The organism is Paenibacillus polymyxa, from assembly GCF_015710975.1.
In the GTDB taxonomy this organism is placed as follows: Bacteria; Bacillota; Bacilli; order Paenibacillales; family Paenibacillaceae; genus Paenibacillus; species Paenibacillus polymyxa.
Window position 1 is genome coordinate 3267501 of record NZ_CP049783.1, and the last position, 24766, is coordinate 3292266.

The window sequence follows — 24766 nt, forward strand, 5'->3', positions numbered from 1 at the left end:
ATCCGCCGAAAGCCTAAGGGTTCCTGAGGAAGGTTCGTCCGCTCAGGGTAAGTCGGGACCTAAGGCGAGGCCGATAGGCGTAGTCGAAGGACAACAGGTGGAAATTCCTGTACCACCGTAATCCGCTATGAGCGATGGGGTGACGCAGTAGGGTAGTGACGCGGACTGATGGATGTCCGTCTAAGCAGTGAGGCTGATGTGTAGGCAAATCCGCACATCGTAAGGCTGGGCTGTGATGGGGAGCGAAAATTATAGTAGCGAAGGTCATGATCTCAGACTGCCAAGAAAAGCCTCTAGCCAGGAGAAGGTGCCCGTACCGCAAACCGACACAGGTAGGCGAGAAGAGAATTCTAAGGCGCGCGGAAGAACTCTCGTTAAGGAACTCGGCAAAATGACCCCGTAACTTCGGGAGAAGGGGTGTCTCGGTAGGGTGAATAGCCCGAGGGGGCCGCAGTGAAAAGGCCCAAGCGACTGTTTAGCAAAAACACAGGTCTGTGCGAAGCCGCAAGGCGAAGTATACGGGCTGACGCCTGCCCGGTGCTGGAAGGTTAAGGGGAGTGGTAAGCCTTCGGGCGAAGCTATGAACCGAAGCCCCAGTAAACGGCGGCCGTAACTATAACGGTCCTAAGGTAGCGAAATTCCTTGTCAGGTAAATTCTGACCCGCACGAATGGCGTAACGACTTGGGCGCTGTCTCAACGAGAGATCCGGTGAAATTTTAATACCTGTGAAGATGCAGGTTACCCGCGACAAGACGGAAAGACCCCATGGAGCTTTACTGCAGCTTGATATTGAATTTGGGTACGATCTGTACAGGATAGGTGGGAGCCGTTGAATCTTGAGCGCCAGCTTGAGAGGAGGCATCCTTGGGATACCACCCTGATCGTATCTAGGTTCTAACTTGGTACCGTGATCCGGTGCGAGGACAGTGTCAGGTGGGCAGTTTGACTGGGGCGGTCGCCTCCTAAAGAGTAACGGAGGCGCCCCAAGGTTCCCTCAGAATGGTTGGAAATCATTCGAAGAGTGCAAAGGCAGAAGGGAGCTTGACTGCGAGACCTACAAGTCGAGCAGGGACGAAAGTCGGGCTTAGTGATCCGGTGGTACCGCATGGAAGGGCCATCGCTCAACGGATAAAAGCTACCCTGGGGATAACAGGCTTATCTCCCCCAAGAGTCCACATCGACGGGGAGGTTTGGCACCTCGATGTCGGCTCATCGCATCCTGGGGCTGAAGTAGGTCCCAAGGGTTGGGCTGTTCGCCCATTAAAGCGGTACGCGAGCTGGGTTCAGAACGTCGTGAGACAGTTCGGTCCCTATCTGTCGTGGGCGTAGGAAATTTGAGAGGAGCTGTCCTTAGTACGAGAGGACCGGGATGGACGTACCGCTGGTGTACCAGTTGTTCCGCCAGGAGCACCGCTGGGTAGCTATGTACGGAAGGGATAAGCGCTGAAAGCATCTAAGCGTGAAGCCCCCCTCAAGATGAGATTTCCCAATTAGTAAGACCCCTTGAAGACGACGAGGTAGATAGGTTGGGGGTGGAAGTGCAGTAATGCATGGAGCTGACCAATACTAATCGGTCGAGGGCTTATCCTAAAGATAAGGCGCAATGAAGTTTCGGATCCAGTTTTCAGGGTGTAACACCTTGAAGGTATGTAGAAGTACATACAACAAGCGTATAGCTATTCATTCACACAATCTGTGATGAACCGAATAACCTTACGGAAGAATTTGCGAAGCAAATTCATGTTTGGTGGCGATAGCGGAGGGGTTCCACACGTACCCATCCCGAACACGACCGTTAAGCCCTCCAGCGCCGATGGTACTTGGACCGCAGGGTCCTGGGAGAGTAGGACGCCGCCAAGCGAACTTTATAATTATTATTCCCTGATAGCTCAGTTGGTAGAGCACTCGACTGTTAATCGAGTTGTCACAGGTTCGAGTCCTGTTCGGGGAGCCATATGGAGAGGTGTCCGAGTTGGCCGAAGGAGCACGATTGGAAATCGTGTAGGCGCCAAAAGCGTCTCGAGGGTTCGAATCCCTCTCTCTCCGCCAGAATTATTTTATAGCATGGCCCGTTGGTCAAGGGGTTAAGACACCTCCCTTTCACGGAGGTAACAGGGGTTCGAATCCCCTACGGGTCATAGTAGTATGGAGGCTTAGCTCAGCTGGGAGAGCATCTGCCTTACAAGCAGAGGGTCGGGGGTTCGATCCCCTCAGCCTCCACCATTTAAAAAGTAAATACTTATTACTGTCGCGGGGTGGAGCAGTTCGGTAGCTCGTCGGGCTCATAACCCGAAGGTCGCAGGTTCAAATCCTGCCCCCGCAACCAATTTAAATCTATTATGGAACTGTGGTGTAGAGGCCTAACATGCCTGCCTGTCACGCAGGAGATCGCGGGTTCGAATCCCGTCAGTTCCGCCATTTTCACAAAGTTACATTACCCTGTTGGGAGCCATTAGCTCAGTTGGTAGAGCACCTGACTTTTAATCAGGGTGTCGAAGGTTCGAGTCCTTCATGGCTCACCATTCATGCACTTATACGTCATGAATATAATTGTATTGCGGACGTGGCTCAGCGGTAGAGCATCGCCTTGCCAAGGCGAGGGTCGCGGGTTCGATTCCCGTCGTCCGCTCCATATTTGCGCCCTTAGCTCAGCTGGATAGAGCGTTTGACTACGAATCAAAAGGCCGGGAGTTCGAATCTCTCAGGGCGCGCCATTAACTTCATAAGCCGGTGTGGCGGAATTGGCAGACGCGCGCGACTCAAAATCGTGAGGGAAACCGTGGAGGTTCGAGTCCTCTCACCGGCATCTATTTCGGGATGTAGCTCAGCTTGGTAGAGCACCTGGTTTGGGACCAGGGGGTCGCATGTTCAAATCGTGTCATCCCGATTCAAAAGAAAGTCGCTGGAAGCAGCGGCTTTTTTGTTTATGTTATTATCTTTTGTATAATTAAGTAATCTTCAGGTCACACTAACACAAAAAGTGGGACGGAAGGGATTACTGTGAAGCGATTAAGTTGGAAAAAACAGATGAAACGGCGCTGGAAACAGTGGAGAAGAGCAGTGTGGGCATGTACTATTTTTAGTGCGGCTTGTTTACTGGCAGGTTTGGGCGTTCTGTTTTCGAATCATATGCAGGCTATGCTGTCGCACCCACTGGCTACTCCCGTTATGGCAGAGGTGGAAATGGAGGAGTTATCATATAGCCCGACCGAAGACCGATCCCCACAGATGCAGCTATTGCAAAGTATTCGTGCTTCCGGTATAAGCAGGAAGACCCGTTTGTTAACTACCTACGTATGTGGCACGGAGACCACTTCCTTGGGAACGTTAAGTTCAAAGCAGCTGGAAAATTTGCTGAAGCAACATCCCGATTGGAAGGGAAGGCTTAATACTAAAGGAGAAGTGTGGCTGGAGCGCAGAGTGGAAGATTTGTCAGAGTCATGCAAAGAGCGCGCATATATGGGCTTAAGCACTGATGGGCAGCTTACACTGTTTGAAGGGCTACCTAAAAAGGAAAAAGTAATTCGTACCTTTTTTCAATTGGATATAGGGTCCATGGAGACGGCCTTGCCGGAAGGGGTATATAAACAACTTCAGCAGGGAATCCGTGTACAGGATATAAATGAGTATAACAGTGTAATCTCTACTTTTAGTGATTTTGCAGTGGAGCGAACACAGAGGGTATTAAAGCAGCATTATTGATTACACCAAGTACGGAGACGTTAGGCTTTGCCCACGAGGTGAGGTTTGTAGCGTCTCTTTTTATGTTTTCACTCATGGTTAAACTTTTTCCTCTATTAGATACAAAGTTTTGTTATAATGAAAAGAACGACACATATGTTCGCTTTATATGGGATTTGGTCATGTATATTGACGATAGTGCTGGCTGTTGGTTAGTTACGTCATGTTTGAGCGATAGGGGAGAGATTTTTTTGCGTTTTCTAGGAATTGATCCGGGTATTGCCATTGTGGGCTTCGGATTTGTAGACAAGGTTGGTAGTAAGGTGGTTCCTGTGCAGTATGGCTGCATCCAGACGGAGGCACACACCCCCGAAGAAGACAGGCTGCTTCATGTATATGAAGGCATGTTGCAATTAATTGATAAGTATAAGCCGGATGCGGTAGCATTGGAGAAGCTCTTTTTTAATCGCAACGTTACAACGGCTATGTCCGTAAGTCAGGCACGTGGAGTGCTGGTATTAGCTGCCAAACAACGTAATTTGCCTATAGGGGAATACACGCCGATGCAGGTAAAGCAGGCTATTGTAGGGTATGGCAAGGCGGAGAAGAAGCAGGTACAGGAGATGGTTAGAATGTTTCTAAAGCTCCAAGCTGTGCCCAAACCGGATGATGTAGCGGATGCTTTGGCAGTGGCTATTTGTCATGCGCATTCCTATGGACTAAATTCAAAATTAAATGAGGTATTACGAAAATGATAGATTTCTTGCGTGGTTCTGTAGCTCACTTGGAAAATGAATATGTCGTTTTGGATGTGCAGGGTGTAGGGTATCGGGTATTTTGTCCCAATCCTTACGCGTTCGCCAAAACGGAAGGACCGGTGGTTATTTACACTCATCATCATGTAAGGGAAGATGCTATTTTACTGTTTGGGTTTGCAACCCGTGAGGAGCAGCAATTATTCCGTAAACTGATCGATGTATCTGGTATTGGACCGCGTGTGGCACTTGGGATTTTGGGAGGCGGTACGCCTGCTCATGTGGTGACGGCGATTTATCAGGAGAATATCACATTTCTCACCAAATTACCGGGAATTGGTAAAAAGACGGCACAACGTATGATTCTAGATTTGAAAGACAAGCTGGACGGTATTGGGACGTTGGGAATGGCTACCGGATTGTTTGCGGAGCCTGTTGTAGAAGAAGGTCAAGGTTCGTATTGGAGTGAGGCGCGTGAAGCGCTTAAGGCGCTCGGTTACACGGATGCTGAGCTAGATAAGGTATGGAGCAAAATGAAGAAAGATGCGAAACCTGATGATTCAGCGGATATTTTGATGAAACGGGCTTTGCAACTGTTGTTTGCCGGATAGGACGCTGATGTCCGTGGATAGGATTCTGGTAAAAAGAGGAGCGATGGAATATGGATGACCGGATTATTTCCGCCAATTTGATGATGGAAGACCAGACGGCGGAGTTAAGCCTTCGCCCCCGTTATCTAAATGAATATATCGGGCAAAATCAGGTTAAGGAAAATCTGAAAGTATATATTGAAGCAGCCAAGATGCGTAAAGAAGCATTGGACCATGTATTATTGTACGGACCGCCTGGATTGGGTAAAACCACGCTGGCTAACATTATCGCCAATGAGTTGGGGGTTAATTTACGTACGACTTCAGGCCCTGCAATTGAAAGACCAGGAGATTTGGCAGCATTGCTGACCAACCTGCAAGAGGGGGATGTTTTGTTCATTGATGAAATTCATCGCCTTCATCGTACAGTGGAAGAAGTGATGTATCCGGCGATGGAAGATTTTGCGTTGGACATTATGATTGGCAAAGGTCCGAGTGCACGTTCGGTGCGTTTGGATTTGCCTCCCTTTACTCTTATAGGTGCTACTACACGGGCTGGGTTGCTCTCTGCGCCATTACGTGACCGATTTGGCGTTATTAGTCGGTTAGAGTTTTATACGACAGACGAGCTGGCTTACATCGTGTCTAGGAATGCGGATATTATGGAAATTGAGATTGTCGGGGACGCGGCGGAGGAAATTGCATTGCGTTCACGGGGAACACCGCGGATTGCCAACCGACTGTTAAAAAGGGTACGTGATTTTGCCCAAGTGGCCGGAGACGGTATTATTCATTCAGAGTTGGCTGCTGAGGCACTAAGGAGACTTCAAATAGATCCACTCGGGCTGGATGAAATTGATCATAAAATGCTTAAGGCTATGATTCATTCATTCCGGGGCGGACCTGTAGGATTGGACACCATTGCTGCGACCATTGGCGAAGAGAGCCAGACGATTGAGGATGTGTATGAGCCTTATTTGTTACAAATTGGTCTTTTACAAAGAACACCTCGGGGACGAACGGTGACTCCGGCGGCATATGCTCACCTTGGAATTCCAATGCCAACAGACCCACGGTGACTAGAAAACCATGGTGCACTTTTAAAAATCATTGAATGCTATTCGTAAGTATGGCGATATGAAATGGATAGACAGATAAATTGAGGTAAGAAGTGTGTAAGTCCGATTCGAGCGGGTTCAAAATTTGGTTTATTCCGCCGATGTATTTAAAGGGAAATACGCAGGTCGAGATCCGATAAATCATGTAATAAAAGTGCTAGTCAGCTAGAATTGGGGGAGCTAGAAATGAGTGGAGAAACATTGAACCGAAAAAAAACTTTCGGAGCGTGGACAGGCGGCTTCAAACGAGCAGCAGTTATTATGGTATTAGCTACAGCTTGCATACCTTGGTCTTCGGGCGTTCACGCTGCTGCCGCCCAAGAAGATATTCGTGTAGTGATCTTTGCGGATCTAGGTAGTAAATATAAAGCGACAGTCCCCGCTGTAACTTTGAAATCATCAGGAAGCCTGAGTGTCGGCCAGAACAGTGGGGGAAGCTTTCAGGCTTGGATGGGACTGCCGGACAGTACGGCTCGTTTTAGTGTAGACAGCTATCGAGTGAAGGTATTTGAAGGAAATGAAGCGACTGCGATAAAAGCGGCTCAAGCTCTGCAAAAGACTAATGATAAACCTACTGTTTTTATCGGTTCAAAAAACGGTAGCTCTGTCTATCAAGTGTATGCAGGATTATATGCTAGTGAACAGTCGGCACAGGCTGCTGTGCAGCGGATTTCCTTAGCAACCGGAGCACAGGCCGAAGTTAAGGGAAACAAACATTGGTCGACGGGAAGCTACGGAACCGAGCAGGAGGCTAATCTTGTTCGCACGACTATTGCTGCCGCAGGCTTTGATGCTTTTACAGTAATTCAATCAAGAGGCCAGTACGCTGTATGGGTTGGAGAAGAAAGTAATGACAGCAAGCTGTCGGCCTTGAAAACAGAACTGGAGAGCAAGCAGCCCAGACTCACCCTTTCCAAAGTGAATACTACTCAAACTGGTCTGATTCTAAGACAGGAAGCAGGAGTAACGACAGGCTCACAGGCGATGTCTCATTACATGCTAAGTGGCTCTAATAACAGCAAGGTAATTGTCAACGGCGGTAATAATGGAATCCAAGTGGTCGAAAGATCACAGCGTATATATCGCGGCGACATGGAGATTGGCATGACGTCAGGACAGCTGGCGCTTGTAAATGAAGTCCCTTTGGAGCAGTATTTGTATTCCGTAGTAGGAGCAGAGGTCTATTCTTCATGGCCAGATGAAGCGCTCAAGGCTCAAGCGGTAGCTGCTCGCAGTTATGCGCTTGCCCAAGGCAATCGGTTTCAGATCGGCAATGTGGTAGATGGCACCCTAAGCCAAGCTTACAACGGTAAGAGCTCAGAACATGCGAATGTCAACGAGGCTGTAGAGGCAACAGCTGGTGAAGTTATTAAGAGTGGCGGCAAAGTGGTCGAAGCTGTATTCTCTTCTAATGCGGGCGGTGTGACAGCAGATGCTTCCGAGGTGTGGAATAGTGGTGGTGAGGCGTTTGCGAGCGTGGACAGCTCAGGAGATACTTCGGCACAAAAAGGAGCACAAGAGTGGTATCACGTACTTCTCTCCAGTGGCAAGACAGGCTATATTCGCGAGGATAATGCTAAGGAGCTGGAGGGAGTCACAGAAGCAGGGTTAGACAAAATCACCGTCACTGCGGAAAATACAAATGTGCGTCCTATTCCCCAAATCCAATCAACGGTTACACCCGTAGCAAAGGCGCAGCCGGGCGAAGAGATGATTGTTTTGGAAAAGGTGCCTCAATCCGGAGATTATGCATGGGTTAGAGGCCCCTTTACAGCAGCTCAAATCGCTAAGTCCTTGCAAGGAAAAATAACTGGCACGGTACCATCCTCTATTAATCACCTTGATGTCACCAAACGAGGTCCGTCAGGGCGAGTATTGGAGGTTGAAGCAGATGGCACCCCTTTAAAAGTGAAATATCCGGACATGTATCGCTCAGCGATGGGGGGACTGCCGAGCACACTGTTTGATATTGCGAGTACCGGCAGTTATACTGTATTAGGCGCTGATGGAGTTACTACTCATATAAGCGGCACACAAGGCACCCAAATTCTGTCTGCATCTGGCACCAGCACTTCAAGTGGTAACGGGGTGGTCGTCATGAATGAAGATCGCCATGCACGAGTCATCGACAAAACGCAAAGCTTTATTTTTACAGGTAAAGGGAATGGTCATGGCTTGGGCTTATCACAATGGGGGGCCAACGGTTTGGCAGAGCAGGGGTATGATTACAAGAAAATTTTGCAACACTATTACAAAAATGTGGATATAGTTAAGGACTGACCAATATATGAACGTAAACGATTACGATTTTGAACTACCTGAAACATTAATTGCACAGACGCCTTTGCTTGAGCGGACCGCTTCTAGATTACTGACGTTAGACAAAAACAACGGCGAAGTGGGACATCATACATTTTCGGATATTGTGCAGTATCTTCAGCCAGGGGATACGCTGGTTCTGAATGATACCAGAGTAATTCCTGCACGTTTGTTTGGCATCAAGCAAGACACTGGGGCTAAGGCCGAGGTTCTGCTGCTTAAACAACTGGAGGGAGACCGATGGGAAGCATTGGTGAAACCCGGCAAAAAGCTGAAAAAGGGAGCTGTTATTGTTTTCGGTGATGAGCTGAAGGCAGTTATTGAGGAAGAAGGAGATATGGGCGGAAGGGTACTTTCATTTTCATATGATGGTATTTTTCAGGAGATTCTGGATCGCTTGGGGCAGATGCCGCTTCCTCCGTATATCAAGGAACAGCTGGATGATCGTGAGCGGTATCAAACCGTTTATGCTCGGCACGAAGGTTCTGCTGCGGCACCAACGGCAGGGTTACATTTTACAGAAGAATTACTGGACCAAATTAAAGAGAAGGGCGTTACGGTTGCCTTTATCACACTTCATGTCGGTTTAGGGACGTTCAGACCGATGTCGGTGGATACGATTGAAGAACATGTTATGCATGAAGAATACTATTCATTGTCACAGGAAACGGCAGATATACTCAATGCAACCAAGGCACGCGGTGGGAGAGTCGTGGCAGTGGGAACAACCAGTTGCCGAACGCTGGAGACGGTGGGCAATAACTTCGTAGATGGTGTGCTACAGGCCAGCAGTGGCTGGACACAGATTTTTATTTATCCAGGCTATGAATTCCGTGTGGTGGATGCAATGATTACGAATTTCCATTTGCCTAAGTCCACCTTGGTTATGCTGGTCAGCGCACTAGCTGGCAGAGAGAATATTATGCATGCTTACCAGGAGGCGATTGACCAAAAATATCGGTTCTTTAGCTTCGGGGACGCTATGTTCATTTATTAATTAAGGATGGTAGAGAAAATATGGCACCAGCAATAAGATACGAACATATTAAGACCTGCAAGCAATCAGGAGCACGTCTGGGGCGTGTACACACCCCCCACGGAGTTATTGAGACTCCAACCTTTATGCCTGTGGGAACTCAAGCAACTGTTAAAACGATGAGCCCTGAGGAACTGAAAGCGATGGATGCTCAAATTATTTTGAGTAATACGTACCATCTGTTTCTTCGTCCTGGTCATGATATTGTCCGTGAAGCGGGCGGACTGCACAAGTTTATGAATTGGGATCGTCCTATTTTAACAGACAGCGGCGGATTCCAAGTGTTTTCCTTAAGTGAAATGCGTAAAATTTCAGAGGAAGGTGTTCATTTTCGCTCTCATTTAAATGGAGATAAGAAGTTTCTTTCTCCGGAAGTGGCGATGGAAGTCCAAAACTCACTTGGCTCGGATATTATGATGGCCTTCGATGAATGTCCACCGTTTCCGGCTGAGTATGAATACGTGAAAAAGTCACTGGAACGTACCAGCCGTTGGGCTGAGCGTTGTTTGGAGGCACATGCGCGTCCTCATGATCAAGGTCTGTTCGCCATTGTACAAGGAGGCATGCATGAAGATCTGCGTAAGCAAAGTGCGGCAGATTTGACTTCCATGGATTTCCCGGGGTATGCTATTGGTGGACTGAGTGTAGGTGAACCTAAGCATTTGATGTATGAAGTGCTCGATTATACGGTTCCTCTGCTTCCTACCAACAAACCACGTTATCTGATGGGCGTAGGTTCGCCGGATGCTTTGATTGAAGGCTCCATTCGTGGTGTGGATATGTTCGACTGTGTACTTCCAACCCGAATTGCTCGCAATGGGACAACGATGACAAGTCAAGGACGTCTTGTCGTTCGGAATGCGAATTATGCAAGCGATTTTGGCCCGCTTGATCCGGCTTGTGATTGCTACACTTGTCGCAATTATTCACGTGCTTACTTGCGACATTTAATTAAAGCAGATGAAACCTTCGGGCTCCGACTGACAACGTATCATAACTTGCATTTCTTAATACAATTGATGCGTAATGTCAGACAAGCGATTATGGATGACAGGCTGCTTGATTTCCGCGATGAATTTTTTGAGCAGTACGGTCTTCATGATAATGATAAAGGCTTTTAAGTTTTAGGGGAGAGTATACGAAAGGGGGATTTAATGTGTTTCATTTTGCTACAGCTGCGGCTGCACCTGGTGGAGCTGGCGGACTTTTTCAAATGATCTGGCCACTGGCTCTGATGTTTGTAATCTTCTATTTCTTGCTGATTCGTCCGAATCAGAAAAAACAAAAGCAGCGTCAATCGATGCTTCAAGCTTTGAAAAAGGGAGATAAAGTAATTACAATCGGAGGTCTTCACGGTACAATTGTGGAGATTACGGACGATGTGGTTGTTTTGCGTGTGAATGATGTGACAAAGCTGACCTTTGACCGCAGTGCAATTAGTAATGCGATTGCAAAAGACACTGCAACTGAGGAAGTTGTTTCTAAATCGTAATATGCGATTGTAATGCAAAAACCGAGCCTTAGAGGAGGCTCGGTTTTTTTGTGTTGCATACATGTCGACTTACTTGCTGAAGTTAATGCCAAACATCCCGCCACCTGCTCCTATGACAAACGCGATTCCTAAGTGCATTAGGTCTTTACCGTTCATGCCTGCATCCAATGCCAAAAAACCGACTAGAAGAACGATTAGTCCATACAGAATGCCTGTAATACCGCCTTGATACCAGCCTTTGTTCGTGGATCTTTTACCAGCGACGAAGCCGCCAGATAGCATGGCGAATGCGTGGACGATGTACGTATACAATGATAAATCCTGTTCTTGCATCTGTGTCATCCACAAGAGTATTGAAAGAATCAATGCGCCAAACAGCATCCATGCAAAGGCATAAAATAAGCCGGATAAAATGGGATGGGCCAGACGAAACGAACACCAGCGGCGAATGAGCTCCATGGATAATTCCTCCTGTACCAAGGTTTGAACTATTATCATTCTATGGCCAAGCTTCCCGGGTTAGTACCAAGTCGTAAGCAGTCTTTCTCTTTATTTCAATAATTTAGCCTTTTGTTTTTTGTATGAGCCAAGTGAGGAACGGTCAGAATACGTGTACAATGAACGACTAATGTCTTGTCGCAAGTACAGGAGAGGAGGCGAACCTATTGAGTCACGATATTTTTGCTCATATTTTTCGGACGCTGCTCATGTATTTTATTGTATATCTGGTGATGCGCTTGATGGGTAAAAGGGAGATCGGAAAACTGTCTGTTTTCGATCTCGTCATATCCATTATGATTGCGGAAATTGCTGTGTTCAGCCTGGAGGATATAAAACGTCCACTTTATGAAGGGTTGATTCCTTTAGGAGTGCTGTTAATTTTGCAAATCGGGATTTCCTATTTCAGTCTGAAAAGTCGGCGTCTGCGCTTACTATTTGATGGTAGGCCCAGTGTATTGTTCTCCAATGGACAACTAAACAAGGACGAAATGGCGAAGCAGCGTTATAACTTAGATGACTTGCTGTTACAACTTCGTGAACAAAATATAGAAAGTTTGGACGAGGTTGAATATGTCATTCTGGAAACAACAGGTAAACTCACGGTGATTAGCAAGGATATTTACGATGGCGCTAAACGCGAAAAAATAAAGCAGGAACAAAGCGAGAATGATTTGATAAGCAAAGAGCACCAGGAAAATAGAGTCCACCCTTCTCCACAAATCGGTGGAAAGTTTAGATATGAGGGACTGCCGATTCCATTAATTATGGATGGCAAGGTGCTGGATCGAAATTTGGAACGGATGGATATGAACCGTTTTTGGCTTAAAAATCAGATTCAAGCGAAGGGACACAAAGATTTTAAGGATGTTTTCTTATGCTCGGTCAACCATAGAGGGGATGTATATATTACACCACCGGTCTATGGAGAATCTTCAGATTAGCTTATTTTATGCTTTAAACCATCTTCTCAGGATTGGAATGCGTGTGAGGTTGTCCCAGTCGATCATTTTGATCAAGGTCATCAGGAAAAGGTACAGAATAATTCCCAAGCCTGCGGAAAAAATAAACTGGAGCCACATTTGATCGAAAATCGTTAAATGTCTGTAGGTATATAATACCGCTGCCGCCATAATGATCATGCCTATCCCGGTTTTCCAGAAGTCAAGTAAACGTACACGAAAGCGAAGCAGTCTGCTGACACTGAAGCCATGTAGGAGGGTAACGATAGCACTGTTAATACAGATGGCGATGACAGCTCCGTAGATACCGTACTGAGGCTGGGAAGCAAGCCATACAATCAGCCCAATTTTGATAATGGCTCCGACAAAGGTGTTCAATAAGGCGCTTCCAGGACGGTCTAACGCCTGAAGTGCTGCCTGAAGCGGGGCCTGAATGTACATAAAAAGTGCAAAGGGCGCCATGAGTTTAAGCATGCCCGCAATATCGCCATTATTGTAGAGCAGCACACACAGCGGCTCTGCTAATACATACATAATTACGGCAAATGGCGCTCCTGCGACTAAAGCAAGACGAAGCGATTGATGCAAACGTTTGTGAATGGCGGTAATATGCCCTTTTGCTGCTGCTTCGGATAACGAAGGCACGAGTGAAACAGCCAGCGAACTGGTAAGGGCTCCAGGTAGTAATAACACAGGAATAACCATGCCCTGCATGGCTCCATATTGTGCAGTTGCCACGCCAGTTGCAATGCCTGCTACGGCGAGGCTACGCATGCATAAGATAGATTCGAGCAAATAAGATAAGGAACCGACAAGCCTTCCAGCAGTAACGGGAACGGAAATCGACATAAGACGTGATAAAACGGATGATTGCTCGGTATGAACTTCTGAAGGTAAAGGCGCCTTCGGTTGAAGAATGTGATCTTTTCGCTGGTTCCAGGCGTATTGCCACAGCAGCACAACCATGCCAATGAATTCACCCGCCAAAGCACCAAGCATTGCACCCGCAGCAGCGTAGGCTACCCCATGGGGAAGTAACAAGTAAGCAAACCAAATGACGCAAAAAATGCGCATGACGGTTTCCGCAATGGAGGAACTTGCGGAAGGAATCATATTTTGTTTTCCTTGAAAATAGCCCCTATAAGCTGAGGAAACAGCAACAATGACAATCATTGGGCTCATACTTACGAATGTATAATACACACGGCTGTCGGTCAGGAGATGGCTTGTGATCCAAGGTGCAAACACAAGACAGATTGCCATGGCGATCAGGCTGAGTGTAATGGTGAAGCGCAAGCTAGTGTGCAAAATACGCCGTGACATCTCGGGTTGCCCCGCCGTTTCAGCTTCAGCTACAAGCTTGGCTACCGCAAGAGGGATGCCCCCAGTAATAAGAGTCACTAGTACAATAAAAAAGGGATACCCCTGCTGGTACAAGCCGACTCCTTCGGGGCCGATGATACGCGGGAGTGCGATTCGGGGAATAAAACCCAGTAGCCGATTGATGATTCCCGCTGCCAATAAAATAATTGCTCCATGAATGAATGTCTGCTTTTTCAATCGCAACTCCCTCTTCCCCAAAATGAAATTCTGCGTCTATGTGTTTCCTTAGAAGATATGCTGAACCTGTCCATGTTCATGACAAGCTTTTCAGCTTAGAAACAAGGTGATCCAGACTACAAGAGGGAGAGTGGTGAATTCTGCTATTGACGAGCGAAATGAATGCATATATTGTTGATTTACGGCTATTTTTCGACGAAAAGAAGGGTTTTCCAAGATCAGGACAGAAATGTTCTATAAAGCAGTCAATAACCCCGCTAATTGCTGATCTGCGGAACCGATAGTCGCTTGGAGGAGGAACGACCATCGTGGGTATGGAAGAGCTGGATGAGCAGGATTGGGATGACGCAATTGAGATACTCTGTCAAAGTAAGGCAGACGAGCTGATTCTCGTAGGCTATGAACATGTCACCAGTAAGGACGTGTGGAATTGCGTCAGCCATAAATATGAAAAGGAGGGTATTCCTCCGCTGCACAAGCTCGTTAACGATATACTTTCCCTTAAAGCGACGAGCTTTATGAACTATTTGACGATGTCCGCATTACGGGGCTCCACTTTCGAATAGAAGGGGGTCTTTTTTTGCATTCAAATTGACTGCTTTTTGAGGGGTAGCTATAATAGGAATATTGAGAATGAAAGGGGAACATGGGACGGAATGAAGAGAATTCTAAGTTTCATCGTGGTCGTGCTCATAACTACTGGTGTTATGGTCGGGACAAGCCCGGGCCTACTAAAAAGTTTAAAACTAGGCCTCGATTTAAAGGGAGGCTTTGAAATTTTATATGAAGCCCAGCCTTTGGAAGCCGGGCAACGTGTAACCAGCCAGTCTCTGATACAAACAGCACAAAGCTTGGAGAGACGTATTAATGCGCTTGGTACGACTGAGCCGGAAGTAACAACTGAGGGGAGCAATCGGATTCGCGTGCGGCTTGCTGGTGTCTCTAATGAGGCGGAAGTCCGCTCCATGCTGAAAAAACCCGCAGAGTTAACCTTCCGTAGTGCAACGGCAGCAGATGCTAAAAAGCCGGGTCAATACAGCAAAATTGAGCTCCGCGGTAATGATTTTGTGGAGAATGGTGCAGTGGTAGGCTATGATCAGCTGAACAAGCCTGAGATTAGTATCAAAGTAAAAGACAAAGCTAAATTTGCAGAAATCACAAAGCGACTTATGAATAAAGAGTTGGCTATTTTCCTGGATGATGAATTACTGTCTGCACCTACAGTCCGTAGTGAATTGACGGATGGCAGTGCTTCGATTACAGGTAGCTACACACGTGATGAGGCGAACAAGCTAGCAGATACGATCAACCTGGGTGCTCTTCCGCTTAAACTGACGGAAAAATATTCTCAGAGTGTAGGAGCTACACTGGGTCAGTTGTCACTGGATCAGACGATCCGTGCCGGTTTGATCGGTTCGGTCATCATTCTGATCTTTATGATTGCAATGTTCCGTGTACCGGGACTGATAGCTAGCTTCTGTCTCATCGTTCATACCTGGCTGGTGCTTGCGATTTTTTATTTGGGCGGTTTCGTGCTCACACTTCCGGGTATCGCAGCCTTCGTGCTCGGGATCGGGATGGCGGTGGATGCCAATATCATTACGTATGAACGGATTAAAGAAGAAATCAAGTCAGGCAAAACGATTCGTTCTTCTGTCATTGCAGGCAGTAAGGCATCGTTCCGTACTGTTATGGATGCCAATATTACGACAATTATAGCGGCAGCCGTCATGTTTGGTCTGGGTACAGGCTCCGTTCGAGGATTCGCTCTCGTGCTCATCGTTGATATTGTCGTGAGTATTTTGACAAATATCTTCTTCTCGCGCTTCTTGCTCAATCTGCTGGTTAAAGCAGATGCTGTGAAGAAGGCCAAGTATTTTGGTGTGAAGGAGAGTGATATCAGTGCGCTTTAATTGGGACTATAAATATGTCAAGATGAGCAAGTGGTTTTACACGTTCTCGATTATTATCACATTGCTTGGTATTTTGAGCTTATCGATATTTGGTTTGAATTACGGGGTTGATTTCCGTTCCGGTTCCAACGTGGATGTTAATTTGACTAAGACAGTTACACAAGAACAGATTCAAGCTTTGCTGAACAAGAACGGGATCGGCAAAGAGGTGGATTATACACCAGGTAAAGAGCGTTTCGGCATTCGTTTTTCACAGGTATTAACGGATCAGCAAGTGAATGAATTCAAAACCTCTTTTAACAAAGAGCTTGATCCGAAGGCATCATTTGAGGTCAATACGGTGGATACGGAAATGGCGCAAGAGCTGGAGCAAAATGCAATCTGGGCGATTTTGCTGGCCTCTGTGGCTATTGCTATCTACATTTCGATCCGGTTTGAATGGCGTTTTGCGGTTGCTGCAATTGTTTCGCTGCTGCATGATGCGTTTCTCGTCATTAGTATATTCTCGATTTTCCGGCTTGAGGTGGATTTGACCTTTATTACGGCTATTCTGACAATTGTCGGTTTCTCCATTAATGACACCGTCGTTATTTTTGACCGTATTCGGGAAAATCTGCGATTTGCAAAGAAAAAGTCCAGAACCGACTTGGAGCAAGTCGTCGATCACAGTATTGCACAGACAATGACGCGTTCACTCGCAACTGTGTTTACAGTGTTTATTGCCTCCGTCTGCCTATTCATTTTTGGCGGCGAGTCCATTCGGATGTTCTCGCTTGCGATGGTTATCGGTTTGCTGTTCGGTGCTTACTCTTCCATCTTCATTGCCAGCCCGCTGTGGGTAGCTTTGAAGGGAAAACAAAAGACGTCAACAACTGGTGGAGCGGCCAAAACTGCAAAGTCTTAAGTTACGCAAATACCAGTAGTATAAATTAAAGAGAAAGCCGCGTCTGCTTGGGCGCGGTTTTCTAAGGTTTTAAGAATTCGGTTATATTGGATTGGAGCTTTATCGGGAAATGGTTAGTTCAGGATTGAGGGGGAAACGTTGTGAATAGCGAACGCAGCCGATCATTAGAAACTGCGGCGTTGAGCGGAATTGTAGGCAATCTCGCGCTGGCTGTTCTAAAGGGAACCGTCGGTTATGCAGCAAACAGCAAGGCGTTGATGGGGGATGCACTGCACACGGCTGCGGATAGTGCTTCCCGTTTGCAGGAGATGCTGTTTTCCAAGGGTGGTACAGATCACGGAATGCTGGCGCGGTTGCGGAACGGTGAAAAAGTTCGGACGGTTATATCTGTGGTGCTGGCTATTTTAGTGCTGATGAGCGGACTTCAACTAGCTATTTCTGCTATTCGTTCATTAAGCAGTTCGGAACCGCAAGCTCCCGGTTTGTACGCATTAATTACCGTGTTTATTGCTTTGGTGTTGAGAGAAGCGTTGTTTCAGTTTCAATATCGCTACTCGATTAAACACGGCCATAAAGCGGAAGCGGATCGGTACGCTAACCATGAACGGTACTCGCTATATGCATCGCTGATTGCATTGATCGGCATGATCGGTGCAATGACTGGCGAGGCAATGGAGTGGCCTGCATTGTTATATCTTGATCCAACTGCAGCTTTGCTGGTAGCCTGTCTGGTGTTGCGTAAAGGATATCTCATGGTAATGAATACCGCATACCAGGTGCCTGCACAGCCCTTGCAGGAGGAAGACTCCCAGCGCTTTATGGAGACGATTCAACGGGTATATGGTATTGTAACGGTTGAACACTTACATGCTCAGGAAACGGGTCATTTCATAACAGTGGATGTAACGATAAGTGTTAACCCGCGGATTACGGTGCAGGAGGCGCAGGAAATTGCTGATCGAGCCAAAAATTTACTGTTAGCCCGTTTTCCACAGGTGACTCATGTACAAATGCAGTTCATTTCTTACCAAGCCGGGTATCCTTATAAATCCAACTATGAACTGCCAGATAATGATGCGTCGTCCTTGCTTCAATAAGGCAGGCCGACTATGAAAGAAAGGTGAATAGGATTGCTTCATTCGCAGTACAGATGGAAGACCCCGGAGGTTAACCTGGAAGCGGCTCAGCCGTTAACAGAAGAGCTGGGGATTTCACCATTGTTGTCCCGGCTTTTAGTGAACCGGGGCGTCACTACGGCCGGGGAAGCAAACCGCTTTTTGTACGGAAGTGTGGACGATGTACACGACCCATTTCTGCTTCTTGGCATGAAAGAGGCCGTGCCGAGAATTCGCCAGGCTCTGGAGCGCGGCGAGCATATATTAATCTATGGCGATTATGATGCGGACGGCGTATCCAGTACATCATTGATGATTCAGCTTATGCGTTTTCTGAAGGCTTCTTATGATATTTACATTCCCCATCGTTCTAATGAGGGATATGGTCTGCACAATCATGCTCTAGATTGGGCACATCAGCAGGGAGTGACGCTGGTCATTACAGTGGATACGGGAATTAGTGCAGTAGAGCAAATTGCTTATGCGACTTCCTTAGGAATCGATGTGATTGTGACTGACCATCATGAGCCGCCTGCTGTGCTTCCCGAGGCTTATACTTTGATCAATCCGAAGCTGCCGGATTGTCCCTACCCGTTTAAAGGCCTTGCAGGCGTTGGTGTTGCTCTGAAGCTGGCTCAGGCGCTGTTGAGTGAAGTACCCGAGGAATGGTTTGAAATCGCCGCTATTGGTACGGTAGCTGATTTGATGCCACTACATGGTGAGAATCGGACGATAGTACGTAGAGGGATTCAATCCATGAGAAACACTGCATTTCCAGGAATTCGGGCGTTGCTTCATGTAGCGGGTGTGGAGATATCCACAGTGACTTCGGTCAACATCGCATTTGCATTGGCACCGCGGATTAATGCGAGCGGGCGTCTGGATCATGCGGGACGAGCAGTTTCCCTGCTGACGACAGAAAAAGAGGAGGAAGCAGACCAGCTTGCGCATGCGCTGGATCTGCTCAATCGTGAGCGTCAACAAGTGGTCGAACACATTGTGGAGCAAGCCGAGCAGCAATTAGCATCCAAACTAAATGAAGGCAAGCTTCCATCTGTGATTGTTTTGGCTGGTGAGGGCTGGAATGTTGGTGTCGTCGGAATTGTGGCATCCAAGCTATTGGATCGGTATTATCGTCCGACCATTATTCTAGGCATAGATGCGGAGACAGGCATGTGCAAAGGCTCTGCTCGTTCTATTCCTGCATTGGATATTTACAGTGCTCTTACAGATTGCCATGAGCTCATGGAGCATTTTGGTGGACATCCTTCGGCAGCGGGGATGACGCTGTCCCGTGACAATCTGGAATTATTCGAAGAACGGCTTAACCGCTATGCAGGTTCCATTTTGACACCGGAGGATTTTATCCCTATAGCTGAGGCTGATATGGTCTGTCGTCTGGATGAGGTGTCTTTACAAGTGGTTGAAGAACTGGAATTACTTCAGCCTTTTGGGATGGGAAATCCTTCTCCACGATTCATATTACAGGGGCTTCAATTGCGCGAGGCTCGCAAAATGGGACGTGAGAAAAACCATGTGAAGCTACTATTGGAGCAGAATGGTTTATCGTTGGATGCGATTGCCTTCCGACGTGGCGATTTGGCTGATTTTTTACAGCAGCAAACGGACATAGATCTGTTGGGCGAGTTATCAATTAACGAGTGGAACGGTAAACGTTCACTTCAGCTGATGATGCAGGATATTCGTGTGCAGGCTCCGCAAATTTTTGATTATCGTGGAGTATCGGACCCACTTGCCGAACTGGAGCGAGGGCTGAGGATCTTCCATCCAAGCTTAGAGGAACGAAAGAATGATGTTGCGGTGTTGATCCATCCGTCATCCCGGCTTCGGACATCGAGCTCCGTGGGCGCTGAATACTTATGGTTATACGATAAAGATGGCAGCGTTACTCCTAGTGATGGTCGAAAAGATACACAGCACTCTGTGAAGTCGCTGTTCGTACTGGAGCCGCCAGATACACCCGAGCAGTTTCATGCATTATGGTCTACCTTTGAGAATGTAGAGAACGTGTTTCTTCTTCATTCGATCAGTGAGCGTGGCGGCCGGCTCGTGAGCCCCGATAGGGAGCTGTTTAAGCGTATTTACATTGTGCTTTCTCGAATGGGAACACAGCTAATTGATGAAAAAGCAATGCTACCTGCTCTTAGCAGGCAGTGCTCGTGTTCAGTGCGCATGTTATCCAAGGTATTGGACATCTTCGAGGATCTTGAATTTTTGACTCGTACAGATGGTCAATTTTGTTTTGTATCCAATCCGCCCAAGCGGGATTTAACTGCTTCTCCGCGCTATCAGGAATTGTACAATATGGCTGAGATGGAGCGGTATTTACTGGATGCGGACACCACCCAGATGACGAGCTGGATCATGTCGCTTATGAAAGGTGCGTCTTGAGATATTACCTTGTAGTTTTGTAAAATGTATATACTAATTAGAAGTTTACAGTAGGAGGAACTAAGTTGGACTACAAAGAATATATTCGGGTAATTTCCGATTTTCCACAACCAGGGATTAGTTTTAAGGACATTACGACCCTAATGAAAAATGGTGAACTGTATCGCAAGGCGATCAACGATATGAAGGAACTGGTATCTGATTTAAAAATTGATTTGATTGCAGGTCCGGAAGCACGTGGATTTGTTGTCGGTGCACCTCTGGCTTATGCGCTTGGTGTTGGTTTTATTCCCATCCGTAAGAGTGGCAAGCTGCCTGGAGAAACCATTGAGGAAGCATACGGTTTGGAATATGGTAAGGATACTCTGGCTATGCATAAGGATGCGATTGAGCCGGGGCAAAATGTTCTGATTGCTGATGATCTGCTTGCTACAGGTGGAACCATCGCTACGTCCGTTAACTTGGTACGCCAACTTGGTGGCAATGTGGCAGGGGCTGCCTTTCTTATCGAGCTGTCTGACCTCAACGGACGGGCAAAGCTGCCTGATGTAGATGTATTCACCCTAATTAAGTATTAAGTATTAAGTATTAAGTATTAAGTATTAAGTGTTTAGAAACCGGGGTTTCCCGGGAAATATTTATACATGGATTGCCTAAATAGTCCGATGGAACATCTCTTTATCTAAAGAGTTGCTCCATCGGACTATTTTTTGATTGTAATTAAATTGGATTATTTTATTGTAACAAATTACCACGGTTTTTATTGGAAAATAGTTATAAAAAAATAAAATAAATGTCGATAAAAGTGTAAAAAGAAACAGAGGGGATATACATTGGGTATATTTCAATTTAAGAGTTTACAAGCACGGACACTTTCTACCTTGGTTCCGTTAGTACTTATAACGCTGATTTTAATCAACTTTTTGTCTTATTTTTTTGCCAAACAGAAGCTGGATACGGAAATAAGCCAAAATGCTGCTCATTCCTTGTCGAGGGCTCAAGCAGATATTGCAGCTAACGTAGATCGTCATGCTTTGCTTGTTTCGATGCTGACTAAGAGTGCGGAACAACTGGGAACAGAAATGAACATTGAGGGCTATGGACGACTCTTTGAACAAGAGCTGACATTAAATGATATGACTTACGGGTTAGGGATTTATTTTGCTAAAGATGCGTATGACCCAGGAGTGACATACCGTTCAATATATGTGCATAGAGACGGCGAGCTAGTCAAGCAATCGACTGAATATGACGATTCGCAATATGACTATTTAACGCAGCCTTGGTATACAGAAGCCGTGGAACGTGGTAAAGATATAAATTTCACAGAGCCTTTTTACGATAGCAAGCTGAACATCAATATGATTACGGCAGGGAAAGCATTTTACGACAGGGAGGGGAAACTATTAGGTGTCATTACAGGCGACCTAAACATGACGAGTATCCAGACGTATATTGAAAAAATGAAGTTTGGTACTCAAGGTAGTGCGATCTTAGTGGATAAGAATGGAGCCATTCTGTCATCCGGTCTTCAGTCCTTAAAAGCAGGCGAGCCGTTAAAAAACACGATGAATGCGGAAGCAGCACAATCTATTCAAAGTGGTATGTCTGGACAACTATCCATACACATTGATAATGAGGACTACCGGATAATGTACGAAACACTCCCACAAACCGGATGGAAAATTGGTGTATTACTGCCAGAATCGGATTTGAATCGCTCTGCGAATGAAATGCTTAAACTTCTGCTGATTGTTAGTGTTATAGGTATTTTACTAATTATGGGAGCGGTATTGATTAACAATTCAGGCATGATCAAAGAAATTAAAAAAATTAGGCAGATGACCAATCGTATGGCACTTGGTGATTATACCGTTGAATTACCACATCATCGTAAAGATGAATTTGGCCAAATGGCTGATGGGATCAATAAGGTGATTGTTGCAACCAGAGGAATGGCATCACGCTTGAGCGAAGAGTCAGGTGTAATCTCAGGTGTATCTTTAAAAATATCTCAGGAGATTTCCGGAGCGACTAAAGATGCGCACCATAATGCAGGAGAACTGGCGCAGGTAAAGGAAGGGGCAGAGCTTCAGTTGGCCGCAGCAGCAGAAAGTGCGACTGCGATGGAAGAAATGGCTGTTGGCATACAGCGTATTGCTGAATCTATACAGCATGTATCCGAGGCTACCACTGAGATTGAACTTAAAGCACAACAAGGAAATGAACGGTTGAACGTGGTCAGCCAAGGAATGCATAAAGCAAAAATGTCTATGGATGAGGCAGGCAGGGTAGTAAGCTCGTTAAATGAGCGGTCCGCTCAAATTGGCAGCATTATTGGAATGATTCAGGATATTAGTGGGCAGACCAAGTTACTGTCGCTGAATGCTTCCATTGAAGCCGCTCGTGCTGGGGAGCATGGCCGAGGGTTCGCTGTAGTGGCTTCAGAAATCGGAAAGCTGGCCGTAAACGTAAGCGAGTCTGCGGAGCAAATTACAAGTCGAATCCGATCCATGCAGGAAGAAACCAAATTCGCTTTGGAAGGAATGCAGCAGGGGGCTCTGGAGATGGATGAAGGCGTATCTATTTTACGTGAGGTGGAAGAACGTTTTATTGCGATGAATCAAGATATTCAGCAGGTGGCGATAGAAGTGCAGGAGGTCTCATCTGCCTCTGAAGAAATGTCGGCAGGCTCAGAGGAAGTTGCAGCCTCCATTGGTTATCTTGCAGACATTGCGAAAGCTTCAGCTGAACGTACAGGCCAAGTCTCGGAACGATCCGAACGGCAGCTAAAGGACCTGAAAGGTCTGGATAGCTCTGCCAAGTCGCTTACAGGTGTTTCCGATACGCTTAATCAGGTCGTATCCCGTTTTCGTGTGTGATATCTTATTTTAAAAATAAATAAAAAAGCCGTGCATAAAAAGACGCCGTTCCATGTAAGAAGGATACTTACACGCTTGTCTATACAGCCTGAGCGTGTTCATCCATAACTAACATGGAGCGGCGTTTTAAAATTGAAAAATAGATATTAATCTGGTGTTTTTTCAGTTAAAGGTTCCTGCGTTTTATCATTCGACCAGCCGAGCACATCAACCAGCTTGAAGAACAAACTCAGAATAATACCGATGATTGTCGCCAGGGCCATACCTTTCAAGGTGACCGCACCCCAAGTGAGCGTAGTACCGCTGATTCCGACCACAAGCACGATGGTGGCGAGCAGCATGTTAGTTGGCTTGGCGAAATCAACTTTTTGCTCGACGAAGATTCTAAGACCAGAGGCAGCGATCACACCGAATAATAGCAAGGATACGCCACCCATAACTGGAGACGGAATATTAGAAACAATCGCTGAGAACGTACCCGAGAAGGACAACAGAATGGCAATAATAGCCGCTCCGCCAATAACCCATACAGAGTACACTTTAGTTAATGCCATAACACCGATATTTTCACCATAAGTCGTATTAGGTGTAGAACCAACAAAACCGGAAATGATGGTAGAAATCCCGTTACCCAGCAAAGAGCGGTGGAGACCAGGATCTTTGGACAACTCACGTCCGACGATGTTGCTCGTCACTAGCAAGTGACCAATATGCTCTACGATGACGACCAGAGCAACCGGAAGAATCGTCAGCATAGCCGAGGCATTAAAGGTTGGAGTGGTAATTGCGGGATGAGCGAACAAAGGAGCGTCCGCAATAGCCTGCGTATTGACCATACCCATGAAATAAGCAAGCACATAGCCCACCACGATACCGATTAGAATATGAATGATTTTGGCAAATCCGCGAAACAACACCGCACCCAGAACAGTAACACCGAGCGTAACGAGGGAAAGGGTGATCGTTTTGGGATCTGGCGTCCAGGCTTTAGTAGGATCGGCATTAATAATGCCTGCCATGCCTGCAGCAACCGGAACCAGTTCCAGACCAATCAAGGCTACGATTGATCCCATGACAGCTGGTGGAAAAACGATGTCTAGCCAACGTGTCCCGGCGTATTTAATTACCAGTGCGACGAGACAGAAAATAATACCTGTAACGATGAAAGCACCCAGGGCCATTGCATAGCCATTGCTGCCAGGGTTACTTTTAAGCACAAGACTGACAGGAGCGATAAAAGCGAAGCTGGAGCCGAGATAGGCAGGGATTTTGCCACGGCAGATCCATATGTACAACAATGTTCCGATACCGTTCATGAGCAAAATCATGCCGGGATCGACGCCAAAAATATTGGGCACCAGCACGGTGCTGCCAAACATGGCAAACAAATGCTGTACGCTGAGCAGGATCCCAGGTCCTGCTGGAAGCTTTTCATTAACTTGAATTTCGCGTTGCAACGCAGTTCACTCCTTAGTTCTTTCAATTATTCTTATATACATTAATTACTTTTCGTAATTTTTTCAATATA

Annotated in this window: 19 protein-coding genes, 11 tRNA genes and 2 rRNA genes (1 of these 32 running past the window's edge); 29 read left to right on the top strand and 3 right to left on the bottom strand. The window is 46.6% G+C overall.

Annotated elements, in window-relative coordinates:
- The 21 genes from G7035_RS14665 to yajC all read left to right on the top strand — a co-directional run.
- A 23S ribosomal RNA gene (locus G7035_RS14665) occupies positions 1-1591 on the top strand; it begins 1355 nt to the left of the window's first position.
- A gap of 153 nt (positions 1592-1744) precedes the next feature.
- Positions 1745-1861: ribosomal RNA gene (gene rrf, locus G7035_RS14670) — 5S ribosomal RNA — on the top strand.
- A gap of 18 nt (positions 1862-1879) precedes the next feature.
- Positions 1880-1955 (top strand) — tRNA-Asn (locus G7035_RS14675).
- Positions 1956-1958: 3 nt separating this feature from the next.
- Positions 1959-2050, top strand: a tRNA-Ser gene (locus G7035_RS14680).
- Between the two features lie 17 nt (positions 2051-2067).
- A tRNA-Glu gene (locus G7035_RS14685) sits at positions 2068-2139 on the top strand.
- Positions 2140-2148: 9 nt separating this feature from the next.
- Positions 2149-2224, top strand: a tRNA-Val gene (locus G7035_RS14690).
- Between the two features lie 26 nt (positions 2225-2250).
- Positions 2251-2327, top strand: a tRNA-Met gene (locus G7035_RS14695).
- 15 nt (positions 2328-2342) lie between these two features.
- Positions 2343-2419: transfer RNA gene (locus tag G7035_RS14700), tRNA-Asp, on the top strand.
- A gap of 28 nt (positions 2420-2447) precedes the next feature.
- Positions 2448-2523 (top strand) — tRNA-Lys (locus G7035_RS14705).
- Positions 2524-2558: 35 nt separating this feature from the next.
- Positions 2559-2633: transfer RNA gene (locus G7035_RS14710), tRNA-Gly, on the top strand.
- 5 nt (positions 2634-2638) lie between these two features.
- A tRNA-Arg gene (locus tag G7035_RS14715) sits at positions 2639-2715 on the top strand.
- A gap of 12 nt (positions 2716-2727) precedes the next feature.
- A tRNA-Leu gene (locus tag G7035_RS14720) sits at positions 2728-2807 on the top strand.
- 7 nt (positions 2808-2814) lie between these two features.
- Positions 2815-2888: transfer RNA gene (locus G7035_RS14725), tRNA-Pro, on the top strand.
- A 113-nt stretch (positions 2889-3001) separates the two neighbouring features.
- The gene (locus G7035_RS14730; RefSeq protein WP_019688334.1) at positions 3002-3703 is read left to right on the top strand and encodes a BofC C-terminal domain-containing protein; all 702 of its coding nucleotides are present in this window, start codon (positions 3002-3004) and stop codon (positions 3701-3703) included.
- A 230-nt stretch (positions 3704-3933) separates the two neighbouring features.
- Positions 3934-4437, top strand: coding sequence for a crossover junction endodeoxyribonuclease RuvC (gene ruvC, locus G7035_RS14735; RefSeq protein WP_016819144.1), 504 nt, complete (start codon positions 3934-3936; stop codon positions 4435-4437).
- On the top strand, positions 4434-5048 hold the full coding sequence (ruvA, locus tag G7035_RS14740) for a Holliday junction branch migration protein RuvA (RefSeq protein ID WP_019688333.1): 615 nt from the start codon (positions 4434-4436) through the stop codon (positions 5046-5048). Before ruvC ends, ruvA begins: the two co-directional genes overlap by 4 nt.
- Before the next feature lie 50 nt (positions 5049-5098).
- Complete coding sequence (gene ruvB / locus G7035_RS14745) at positions 5099-6106, top strand: Holliday junction branch migration DNA helicase RuvB (protein WP_016819142.1); 1008 nt, start codon at positions 5099-5101, stop codon at positions 6104-6106.
- Positions 6107-6331: 225 nt separating this feature from the next.
- Positions 6332-8425, top strand: a complete 2094-nt coding sequence (locus G7035_RS14750; protein WP_019688332.1) for a SpoIID/LytB domain-containing protein — start codon at positions 6332-6334, stop codon at positions 8423-8425.
- A 7-nt stretch (positions 8426-8432) separates the two neighbouring features.
- Positions 8433-9461: a tRNA preQ1(34) S-adenosylmethionine ribosyltransferase-isomerase QueA gene (gene queA, locus G7035_RS14755; RefSeq protein ID WP_019688331.1), complete on the top strand. Its 1029-nt coding sequence runs from the start codon at positions 8433-8435 to the stop codon at positions 9459-9461.
- 20 nt (positions 9462-9481) lie between these two features.
- A complete protein-coding gene (gene tgt / locus G7035_RS14760) occupies positions 9482-10621 on the top strand; it encodes a tRNA guanosine(34) transglycosylase Tgt (protein ID WP_019688330.1) in 1140 nt (379 codons plus the stop codon).
- A 35-nt stretch (positions 10622-10656) separates the two neighbouring features.
- Positions 10657-10992 carry a preprotein translocase subunit YajC gene (gene yajC / locus G7035_RS14765; RefSeq protein ID WP_016819138.1) on the top strand — a complete coding sequence of 112 codons (336 nt, stop codon included), beginning with the start codon at positions 10657-10659 and terminating at the stop codon, positions 10990-10992.
- A gap of 69 nt (positions 10993-11061) precedes the next feature.
- Here the strand turns inward: yajC and G7035_RS14770 are convergent, their stop codons facing one another.
- Positions 11062-11451, bottom strand: a complete 390-nt coding sequence (locus G7035_RS14770; protein ID WP_016819137.1) for a TIGR04086 family membrane protein — start codon at positions 11449-11451, stop codon at positions 11062-11064.
- 206 nt (positions 11452-11657) lie between these two features.
- Here G7035_RS14770 and G7035_RS14775 point away from each other — a divergent pair, with 206 nt between their 5' ends.
- A complete protein-coding gene (locus G7035_RS14775; RefSeq protein WP_016819136.1) occupies positions 11658-12434 on the top strand; it encodes a YetF domain-containing protein in 777 nt (258 codons plus the stop codon).
- A gap of 6 nt (positions 12435-12440) precedes the next feature.
- On the opposite strand, the gene spoVB is transcribed toward G7035_RS14775, so the two are convergent.
- The gene (spoVB, locus tag G7035_RS14780) at positions 12441-14012 is read right to left on the bottom strand and encodes a stage V sporulation protein B (RefSeq protein ID WP_019688329.1); all 1572 of its coding nucleotides are present in this window, start codon (positions 14010-14012) and stop codon (positions 12441-12443) included.
- Between the two features lie 308 nt (positions 14013-14320).
- Between spoVB and G7035_RS14785 the strand changes: the two genes are divergently transcribed.
- The 7 genes from G7035_RS14785 (at position 14321) to G7035_RS14815 (ending at position 23238) form a co-directional block, all read left to right on the top strand.
- Positions 14321-14578: a post-transcriptional regulator gene (locus tag G7035_RS14785; RefSeq protein ID WP_013372642.1), complete on the top strand. Its 258-nt coding sequence runs from the start codon at positions 14321-14323 to the stop codon at positions 14576-14578.
- A 90-nt stretch (positions 14579-14668) separates the two neighbouring features.
- Positions 14669-15925 (top strand): protein translocase subunit SecD, encoded by a 1257-nt coding sequence (gene secD, locus G7035_RS14790; protein WP_016819134.1) that lies wholly within the window; start codon positions 14669-14671, stop codon positions 15923-15925.
- A complete protein-coding gene (secF, locus tag G7035_RS14795; protein WP_019688328.1) occupies positions 15915-16829 on the top strand; it encodes a protein translocase subunit SecF in 915 nt (304 codons plus the stop codon). The genes secD and secF overlap by 11 nt, the downstream gene beginning before the upstream one ends.
- 140 nt (positions 16830-16969) lie before the next feature.
- Positions 16970-17926, top strand: a complete 957-nt coding sequence (locus G7035_RS14800; RefSeq protein ID WP_019688327.1) for a cation diffusion facilitator family transporter — start codon at positions 16970-16972, stop codon at positions 17924-17926.
- A 33-nt stretch (positions 17927-17959) separates the two neighbouring features.
- Positions 17960-20356: a single-stranded-DNA-specific exonuclease RecJ gene (gene recJ / locus G7035_RS14805; RefSeq protein ID WP_019688326.1), complete on the top strand. Its 2397-nt coding sequence runs from the start codon at positions 17960-17962 to the stop codon at positions 20354-20356.
- Between the two features lie 65 nt (positions 20357-20421).
- Positions 20422-20934: an adenine phosphoribosyltransferase gene (locus tag G7035_RS14810; RefSeq protein WP_013372637.1), complete on the top strand. Its 513-nt coding sequence runs from the start codon at positions 20422-20424 to the stop codon at positions 20932-20934.
- Between the two features lie 255 nt (positions 20935-21189).
- Positions 21190-23238, top strand: coding sequence for a methyl-accepting chemotaxis protein (locus G7035_RS14815; protein ID WP_019688325.1), 2049 nt, complete (start codon positions 21190-21192; stop codon positions 23236-23238).
- Positions 23239-23384: 146 nt separating this feature from the next.
- On the opposite strand, the gene uraA is transcribed toward G7035_RS14815, so the two are convergent.
- A complete protein-coding gene (gene uraA, locus G7035_RS14820) occupies positions 23385-24695 on the bottom strand; it encodes a uracil permease (RefSeq protein WP_017427785.1) in 1311 nt (436 codons plus the stop codon).
- Positions 24696-24766 lie beyond the last annotated feature (71 nt).

Bases quoted from the DNA above. Each gene is read 5' to 3' on its own strand.
- ruvA (WP_019688333.1), top strand. From the start codon at position 4,434: ATGATAGATTTCTTGCGTGGTTCTGTAGCTCACTTGGAAAATGAATAT.
- ruvB (WP_016819142.1), top strand. From the start codon at position 5,099: ATGGATGACCGGATTATTTCCGCCAATTTGATGATGGAAGACCAGACG.
- G7035_RS14750 (WP_019688332.1), top strand. From the start codon at position 6,332: ATGAGTGGAGAAACATTGAACCGAAAAAAAACTTTCGGAGCGTGGACA.
- queA (WP_019688331.1), top strand. From the start codon at position 8,433: ATGAACGTAAACGATTACGATTTTGAACTACCTGAAACATTAATTGCA.
- tgt (WP_019688330.1), top strand. From the start codon at position 9,482: ATGGCACCAGCAATAAGATACGAACATATTAAGACCTGCAAGCAATCA.
- G7035_RS14770 (WP_016819137.1), bottom strand. From the start codon at position 11,451: ATGGAGCTCATTCGCCGCTGGTGTTCGTTTCGTCTGGCCCATCCCATT.
- secD (WP_016819134.1), top strand. From the start codon at position 14,669: ATGAAGAGAATTCTAAGTTTCATCGTGGTCGTGCTCATAACTACTGGT.